The sequence below is a fragment of the Streptomyces sp. NPDC002206 genome, assembly GCF_053593595.1.
The window spans coordinates 1-8,108 of sequence record NZ_JBSFCW010000077.1; the positions used below are offsets into that span (position 1 = coordinate 1).

General features: G+C 69.2%; 9 protein-coding genes and 1 pseudogene. 6 read left to right on the forward strand and 4 right to left on the reverse strand.

Features of this window, described 5'->3' with window-relative positions:
* Window positions 1-388: 388 nt before the first annotated feature.
* A pseudogene (locus ACWCP8_RS40865) lies at window positions 389-688 on the reverse strand (transposase family protein); the annotation flags it as partial.
* Window positions 689-743: 55 nt separating this feature from the next.
* Here ACWCP8_RS40865 and ACWCP8_RS40870 point away from each other — a divergent pair.
* Together ACWCP8_RS40870 and ACWCP8_RS40875 are read left to right on the forward strand one after the other, a co-directional pair.
* Window positions 744-935, forward strand: coding sequence for a DUF5999 family protein (locus ACWCP8_RS40870; protein ID WP_451121623.1), 192 nt, complete (start codon window positions 744-746; stop codon window positions 933-935).
* A 233-nt stretch (window positions 936-1,168) separates the two neighbouring features.
* The gene (locus tag ACWCP8_RS40875) at window positions 1,169-1,531 is read left to right on the forward strand and encodes a hypothetical protein (protein WP_451121609.1); all 363 of its coding nucleotides are present in this window, start codon (window positions 1,169-1,171) and stop codon (window positions 1,529-1,531) included.
* Here the strand turns inward: ACWCP8_RS40875 and ACWCP8_RS40880 are convergent.
* Together ACWCP8_RS40880 and ACWCP8_RS40885 are read right to left on the reverse strand one after the other, a co-directional pair.
* A complete protein-coding gene (locus ACWCP8_RS40880) occupies window positions 1,424-3,733 on the reverse strand; it encodes an FtsX-like permease family protein (RefSeq protein WP_451121611.1) in 2,310 nt (769 codons plus the stop codon). The genes ACWCP8_RS40875 and ACWCP8_RS40880 overlap by 108 nt on opposite strands.
* Window positions 3,730-4,440 carry an ABC transporter ATP-binding protein gene (locus ACWCP8_RS40885; RefSeq protein WP_451121613.1) on the reverse strand — a complete coding sequence of 237 codons (711 nt, stop codon included), beginning with the start codon at window positions 4,438-4,440 and terminating at the stop codon, window positions 3,730-3,732. Before ACWCP8_RS40885 ends, ACWCP8_RS40880 begins: the two co-directional genes overlap by 4 nt.
* A 138-nt stretch (window positions 4,441-4,578) precedes the next feature.
* On the opposite strand from ACWCP8_RS40885, the gene ACWCP8_RS40890 reads away from it, so the two are divergent.
* The 4 genes from ACWCP8_RS40890 (at window position 4,579) to ACWCP8_RS40905 (ending at window position 7,287) form a co-directional block, all read left to right on the forward strand.
* On the forward strand, window positions 4,579-5,418 hold the full coding sequence (locus ACWCP8_RS40890) for a sensor histidine kinase (RefSeq protein ID WP_451121615.1): 840 nt from the start codon (window positions 4,579-4,581) through the stop codon (window positions 5,416-5,418).
* Window positions 5,415-6,134, forward strand: a complete 720-nt coding sequence (locus ACWCP8_RS40895) for a response regulator (protein WP_451121617.1) — start codon at window positions 5,415-5,417, stop codon at window positions 6,132-6,134. Before ACWCP8_RS40890 ends, ACWCP8_RS40895 begins: the two co-directional genes overlap by 4 nt.
* Before the next feature lie 308 nt (window positions 6,135-6,442).
* Window positions 6,443-6,997: a TIGR04222 domain-containing membrane protein gene (locus ACWCP8_RS40900; protein ID WP_451121619.1), complete on the forward strand. Its 555-nt coding sequence runs from the start codon at window positions 6,443-6,445 to the stop codon at window positions 6,995-6,997.
* Between the two features lie 188 nt (window positions 6,998-7,185).
* The gene (locus ACWCP8_RS40905) at window positions 7,186-7,287 is read left to right on the forward strand and encodes a DUF7019 family protein (RefSeq protein WP_451121625.1); all 102 of its coding nucleotides are present in this window, start codon (window positions 7,186-7,188) and stop codon (window positions 7,285-7,287) included.
* Between the two features lie 4 nt (window positions 7,288-7,291).
* Here ACWCP8_RS40905 and ACWCP8_RS40910 read toward each other — a convergent pair.
* The coding region (locus ACWCP8_RS40910; RefSeq protein ID WP_451121621.1) for an IS256 family transposase at window positions 7,292-8,108 on the reverse strand (817 nt) is incomplete at its 5' end.

Here is an 8,108-nt window from a genome sequence, read left to right on the forward strand (position 1 = left end):
GACGATCTCGAACATCACCGACAGTGATAGTGGTATCCGGGTCCCCGGTGGTCGTGGCTCTATCACTGACTGACGCCCTGCTGGGCTGTCTTTGCCTTGGTCTGTCCGGCTGCCGGGGTCCCTTTCCCAAGGCTCCGGCCGGGTGGATCATGACCTAATAGGAGCCTGGCCAGAGGCCCCCTCACTGTCCTGTCTGCCTCATCCGGCCGGAGTCCACCTCCGGTGAGGAAGGCATCTCCAGCATGACAGGAACAGACACTGCGGACGCTGTTGAGGAGATAGTGGTCGGCGGGGTGGACTCGCACGCCGACACTATTCACGTCGGTGTGGTCACCGACCGCGGTGGGCATCTCGCCGACGCCGAGTTTCCCACAACGGCCGCCGGCCCCAGCAGGCCGGGCACCTGCTCACGAAACGTCTGCCGCGGACAGCCCAGCACCGGGCACGCCAGGCGCCGCACCCTCACCGACACCACCACCCGCCTGCCGTCCACCGCCACGTCCGCCACCGTCCGGCCGTGAAAGCCGTGCACCCGCCCGGTCGGCGTCCCGCACACCGGACACGGCACCGGATCATCGCGGGTACGCGCCACCACCCGGACCAGCTCACCCTCATCCGCCACACCCTCGATGACCAGGGCAGACAGACCCGAAAACACCACACCCACAAGGGCGTTGACCTCAAGCACGCCCCAGCCTGACACGCAGTGACGTACGGTCACCACCGATTACGGTCCAGAGCCGATTACGGGACAGAGCCGTTCGTTTGACAGACCTGACACTAGCGGTCGCACGGTGGGAGGCCGGGCTCGCCCAGCCTCACCGAGGAAAAACCTGCTGTGCAACGGCGTCCTGGTCTTCGAGGACACCGGGGAGCTGCTCCCCGACGGCCAGATCATCGCCCCGCACCGGCCCCTCGCGGCGGTTGCGGCCTGACCCGTTCTGACGGCGGGTGATGCGGCCCTTGTCGTCCATCGTCAGGTCTTCGACGGTGGCCTTGCAGACCTTCATCAGCGGGTTCGTCTTGTAGACGGAGACGACGCCCTGGCGGATGCCGTCGGTCTCGATGACCAGCCGGGACGGGTCGTCGATGCCGAAGGCGGAGCAGATCGCCGTGTGCGGCAGGCGGATCTCTTTGCCCGGAGGGGAGGCGACCAGTGGGGGCAGGCATGAGCAACGGCGAGTCGTCCGGCGTCGACCTGGCCCGCGTCGCGCTGCGGGCTGCGATGGAGCAGGCCCGGAAGAACGGCGGCGGCCAGAAGGCGAAGCAGAAGCTGCGGCCGGTCCGTACGGTGCGGCGCGACAGGCACGAGCCGATGGGGCTTGGTGCTGCAATCGGCGCGCTGGTCACCGAGCGCGCCTGGGAGCTCCCGGCCGCCGGCGGGACCGTGCTGGACCTTCTCTGCACCATGCCGACAGGTGATCTACTCGGTGTGCAGCACCGAGGCGATGGTCATCCGGGCCGCCGATCGGGCCGGGACCAGGGCGCCGAGGACTGCGATCGCCACACCCGCCAGGAGCATCGCGGCTAGCTGCGGCGCGTGCCACACGTTCTTCATATATGCGGGGAAGTCGACCACCCCGACATGGTCCACGACGAGGCGGTGCGCCACGATCCCGAGCGGGATGCCGAGCAGGCCGCCGACCGCGCCCAGCCCGGCGACCGAGGTCACCGTCATCACCACCACCTGCCGGGGTGTCATCCCGATCGACTTGAGCATGCCCAGGTCCCGGCGCCGCTCACGGGTGTTCAGGAGAACGGTGTTGAAGACACCGAGCGACGCGACGAGCGTCAGCAGCACCGTGAACACCGTCGAGAAGGTGATGACGGTGGCGGTGCCGGCGTTGCCGGAGTCCATCACCGACGCGTGCAGGCCCGGGTCGAGCGCCGCGACCGCCTCGGCGTAGGCGCGCGCGTCGGCGCCGGAGGCGAGCCGTACCGTGTACTCGGTGGCGTGGGCGTCCGGTGCGAGTTGGGCGAGGGTCTCCCCAGTGGCCTCCAGGGCCCGGGCGTTACCCTCAATGAGCTGACCCACGACGGTCGCGGTGATCTTCCTGCCGTTCAGCTCCAGCGTGACCCGGTCACCGATCTTCAGCCCGCGCTGGCTCAGGAACGCCGGCCCGGCCACGATCTCGCCCGCCGCGGCCGGCGCCCGGCCCTTGACGATGGTGTGCTCGTACAAGGAATCGTCGCCACGGTAGAAGTCGGCGAAGACGGGCTGAGTCTGCCCGGTCATGTTCACCTGGGACAGCGCGCGGGCCCGCACCCCCTCCGCACCCGGCAGGGACCGCAACCGTTTCTCGATCTGCGGGTCACTGAGCCGGGGCAGGGTCCGGTCGTTGCCCGTCCCCCCGGTCGTCACGTGGATCCTGGCGCCTCCGTCCTCCCGCCCGACATTGCCGTACGCCACCATGGTGCTGGTCAGTCCGGTCGACAGGGTCACTGTGGTGACCCCGAGGACGATGGCCGCCATGGTCAGCAGGGTGCGGCTGGGGCGGGCGAACGGCTGGCCGAGGCCCAGACTGACCGGGCGCGGCAGCCGGGTAGCGCCGAGCAGCCGCTGGACGCGCAGCCCGCGCCCGGTCCGCGGCACGCCGCCCGCGCTGATCGCCTCCGCGGCGGGCAGCCGGTGGGCGCGCAGGGCGGGGACCAGCGCGGCCACCAGGACGAGGGCGGGCATGCCCACGAGGCAGGCCACGGACACCCACGGGCTGATGTCGCCGACCGAGGCTCGGCCCACGTCGATGCCGGTGAACGCGACCTGCAGGATGGGCCCGGCCAACGCGTTGCCGGCCAGAGTACCCAGCACGCAGCCCACCACCGCCGGTACGGAGAGCATCGTCAGGTAGACGCCGACGACCTGGTTCGGAGTGAAGCCCAGGGCCTTGAGCACCCCGATATGCCGGTACCCCGAGACGACCGCCCCGCTGACCACGTTGCCGACGATCAGGGTGGAGACCAGTAGGCCGAGGATGCCGAAGAGCGTTATGAACGGAAGATAAGAGTCGGCCAGCGCGGAGTAAGCCTGCTTGAGGGCGAGCCAGGTCTGTGCGCCGGTCAGCGATTCCTCGGGCAGCCCCGTGGTGGCCCGTGCCAGCCCGGCGCTCAGCCGGGCCTCCGTCGAGGAGTCCGTGAAGCGGTAGAGCATCTGGGCGGAGGTCGGGTGCAGTGCGGCCATCTGCTCGGGCGAGACCCAGGCGCTCGCCGACTTGCTCATGCTGGCGGCGAATCCGACGACGGTCAGCGTCGCTCCGCCGGGGGTCTCCAGCTTGGTGCCGAGCAGCTCGGGGCCGGGGGAGCCCTGGACGGACCAGTTGACGACGATCTCGCCGGGTGCGGTGGCCCAGTGGCCCTCAAGGAGTTCGATCCGGTCCACGGGGCCTGCCGGGTCGGCCCGGCCCACCACCGTGAGGGTGCCGCCCGCCATCCAGAGCCATTCCTTGGGGATGTCGACGACGGCCTGCCCGAACGGCCCGGCTGCGGCCTCCACCCCAGGCTGCCGGGCGGTCCGCGCCAACTGCTCCTGCGAGACCTTCGTGGTGTCGAAGGCCGCCACCGTATGAGCACCGTGCTGGGCGGCGTAGGCCTTGTCGAAGGGGCCCGAGGCGGCGCTCAGCAGCGCCAGCGCGAGCAGGACGGTCGTGGTGGAGCAGAGCACGACGAGCCCGATGACGAAGGTCTGGAGCCGGCGGCGCTTCACAGCCGCGCGTGAGGCTCGCCATACGGCGCTCACGCGGTCGCCTCCAGCGTGCTCTCGCGGGCGACCCGGCCGTCGGCGACTTCGATCAGCCGGCTGGCGCAGCGGGTGGCCAGCTGCGGGTCATGGGTGACGATCAACAGAGTCTGGCCGATCTGGTTGAGGTCGATCAGCAGATCCATCACCTGCTCGCCCGACCGGCTGTCGAGGGCACCGGTCGGCTCGTCGGCCAGCAGCAGGGCCGGGCGGTTCATCAACGCCCGTGCGACGGCGACCCGTTGCCGCTCGCCGCCGCTGAGCGTCGCCGGATAGTTGTTCCGGCGTTCGGCGACACCGAGTTCGTCCAGGAGCTCCAGGGCACGGCGGCGCGCCTGCCGGGCCGGGGTGCCGGTCAGCTGCGCGGCCAGCGCCACATTGTCCAGGGCAGGCAGATCGTCGATGAGGTTGAAGAACTGGAAGATCATGCCGACGTTCCGCCGCCGGAACAGCGCCAAGCCGGTCTCGTCCAGTTTCCCGAGGTCATGACCCTGCACCTCGACTGTGCCCGAGGTCGGCCGGTCCAGGCCGGCCACCATGTTGAGCAAGGTGGACTTGCCGCAGCCGGAGGGGCCCATGACGGCGACCGCGTCCCCCGTCCTGATCTCCAGCGACAGGCCGTCCAGGGCCTTCGCGTCGCCGTACTCCTTGTGCACGCCGTCCAGCCGCACCACCACTTGCCGGGCACTGCCATGATCAGTTGTCATGGCTCGAACTTAGGACGGAGTCTGCGGACGGGGCGTCACCCCCCGGATGTATCCGTCCGGGCAGGTCATCCCGGGGATGTACGGAGCTGCATCCGGGGGCTGATGCGGGGCGCGTCGTGCAGCTGCGAAGATGATCCGGTGTGGGGATCCTGGACGATCTGGCTGGTCATCTCCCTGGCGGCGGCAGTTGGCGCCGCTGGGTGTCTGTGCGTGGCGGCGGTCCGGGCGCGGCGGCTGCACCAGGCGGCCATCGAGGAGCGCGGCTGGCTGCTGGAGCGGGAGCGCGAGAGCGCGACGCGGACCGCGGTCGACGCCGAGCGGGCCAGGATCGCCGCCGAGCTCCACGACATCGTCAGCCACAACGTGAGCCTCATGGTGGTCCAGGCCGGAGCCGCCCGCGAGGTGCTGGCCACGATGCCTGACGAGGCTGCGGCGGCGATGAGCGCCGTCGAGACCGCCGGGCGGAACACGATGACCGAGCTGCGGCACCTGCTCGGCCTGCTCGCACCCGCGCAGAACGGCGACGACGAGCCCTACGATATGGACCTGTCACCGCAGCCGAGCTTGAGCCGGCTCAGCCCGCTGATCGACCGGATCGCCTTTGCCGGCCTGCCCGTGGAGATGCGTATCTCGGGTGAGCCGCGCCCGCTGCCGACCGGGATCGATGTCACCGCCTACCGGATCATCCAGGAGGCCCTGACCAATGCCCTCAAACACGGGGACGGAGCGAAAGCCGAGGTGACGGTGCGATACGCGGACCACTACCTGCGAGTCGAGGTGCTGAACAGCGGACCGAGCATCCTGTCGGACAGCCGGCCCGCGCGGAAAGAGCCGGTCCCGGGCCAGGCAGACGGAACGGGACGCGGGCTGCTCGGCCTGCGGGAGCGGGTCGCCGTCTACGGCGGCGACCTGGACGCCCGCCGCCGCCTCGGCGGCGGCTACCGCGTCCGCGCCCGGATCCCGCTGGACCGGCCATGACGACGCACACCGAAACCGCCCCTCGCGTTGTGATCGCCGACGACCAGGAGCTGGTCCGCACTGGCTTCCGCCTGATCCTGACCGCCCGCGGCATCGACGTGGTGGGCGAAGCCGGCGACGGAGCCGAGGCCGTGGCCACCGTGCGGAGGCTGCGGCCCGACGTCGTACTGATGGACATCCGAATGCCCATCATGGACGGCCTGGAAGCCGCCCGCCGCATACTCGCGCAGGCCCCGGACTGCCGGGTGATCATGCTGACCACCTTCGACCTCGACCACTACGTCTACACCGCCCTCGCCGCCGGAGCCAGCGGATTCCTGCTCAAGGACGTCACCCCCGCGCATCTGGCCGCCGCCGTACGCCTGGTCGACACCGGTGACGCCCTACTCGCACCCTCGATCACCCGCCGCCTGGTGGAGCGCTTCGCCCCCAGTGCCCCCAGAACCGGTTCGGGTCTCGCAACCCCGGCCGTCCACCGAGACCTGGCCGCGCTGACGCCGCGCGAGCGCGAGGTGCTGACGCTCATGGGCCGAGGTCTTTCCAATTCCGAACTGGCGCGGGAACTGACGCTCAGTGAGGCGACAGTGAAAACCCACGTGGCCCGGATCTTCGCCAAGCTGACCCTGCGCGACCGGGCCCAGGCCGTCGTCCTCGCCTACGAGACAGGACTCGTCTCACCGGGCGAGTCCGCTGACACCGCCAACCCCTGCCGATAGCCGACATGGAACAGCTCCGCCGACATAGGGATGACACGTTCCCGGTCGCTCTTGGGCGGGCTGATGACCAGCAGCGCGACTGCCTCCCCGCTGGTACTGCCGGATACTCAGGTGGGTCAGCTCTGCCAGTTCCTCGGCACGCAGGCCGGCCAGCCGCAGGGTCTCCACGGCGGCCCACTGCCAAAAAGCCCGCTTCCTTCCGGTAGTCGTGCTCGATCCGGTTGTCCGGGGGCTCGCCGTTTACGGCTGCCGTACCAGCGGAAGGATAGGCTCGGCGTCGGATCCCGGGCTCAGAGTTTGGGGGAACCGTGCAGCGCACTACTGAGCTTGATCTCTATCAGACCGCTTACATCTGCGGCGGCCGAGAACGCGTGGCGATGGTGGTGCTGATCGCACTGCTGTGGGATGGTCAGATCAAGATCTCGCCGACACTGCATCGGGTCAATGTAGTCCAGCGCGCGCCTCGTGACTGCCTGGAATCTGCCGGGCTCGATCTGATCCCCCGTCGGGGGAGGTTCCTGCGGCGCGTCGTGCAGCTCGTCTCGGACTCCGCACCGGTACAGGAGATCGGCCGCGCAGCGCACGAGGCGCGGATTGCGCCGGCCCCTGGGTGGGGCGCTCTGCGGCAGTGGGGCCGTCTCCTCACACGCCTGAGGCTGCGTCGCCGACTGCACAGGCGGAGTGACCTTCTGTCCGACGCACTCGGCCGAATTGCGATCAGGGGGACGTCCGGGATTTCGGACAGCACGTTGCGGCGTACCTTCGAACACCCCGATCCGCCCCGCGCTGTGAAGCTTCCGCCGCCTCGCGGCCCCAGAATGAGCAACCCGTACGACGCCAACTTGTACCGGTACGACGGGTAGAGGCGGTCAGTCGACGTGAGACGACCGGGTGTCCCCGTTGCTGCGCCGCACCGGCGGCCAACCGCGCAGGGCGTCCAGGCCCTCATCGACGCCGACGCTGGCCTGGCCCCGTATGCCGGCACGGTCACGCTGCAACTGCGTACGCTGAAGCGGTCGTTGGGGTGAGGGAGGCGGGGTTGCGGTACTACGTGTATGTGTCCGGGGCGAAGGTGGAGATGCTCCACGCGCAGATTCCGCAGAAGCTGCTGTCGCGGGGGAGTGTCAACTTAACGGCTGATCCGGGTTGTTGAGGTTCTAGTTGTTGGCGGGGGTCAGGCGTCCTTCGAAGGCGATCTGGAAGGCGTTCAGTGGGGCCTTCCAGCGCATGGTCCACCTCTTGCGGCCCTTGCCGGTCGGGTCGAGGCTCATGAGCGCCATGTAGACGCACTTGAGGGCGGCCGCCTCGTTCGGAAAGTGTCCGCGGGCCCGGACGGCCTTGCGGATGCGGGCGTTGACGCTCTCGATGGCGTTGGTCGAGCAGATGACCTTGCGGATCTCGACGTCGAAGGAGAGGAAGGGGACGAACTCGGCCCAGGCGCTCTCCCAGAGCTGCACGATCGCGGGATATTTCCCGCCCCAGGCCTCGGAGAACTCCAGGAAGCGTTCCGTCGCGGCATCCTCGCTCGATGCCGTGTAGACGGGCTTGAGCGCCTTCGCGATCTTGTCCCAGTCCTGCCGGCCCGCGTAACGGAAGCTGTTGCGCAGGAGGTGGATCACACAGGTCTGGACAATCGTGCGAGGCCAGACGGTCTCGACCGCGTCGGGCAGGCCCTTCAGCCCGTCGCAGACGAGCATGAGCACGTCTTCCACGCCGCGGTTCTTGACCTCGGTGAAGACACGCAGCCAGTGCTTGGCGCCCTCACCGCCGTCGCCGGCCCAGATTCCGAGAATGTCGCGGTGTCCCTCAACCGTCACGCCCATGACCACGTAGATCGGACGGTTCGCGACCTGGCCGTCCCGGATCTTGACGTTGATGGCGTCCACGAACAGGACCGGGTAGACCCGGTCGAGAGGCCGGTTCTGCCACTCGGCCATGCCTTCCATGACCTTGTCGGTGATGTTCGAGATCGTT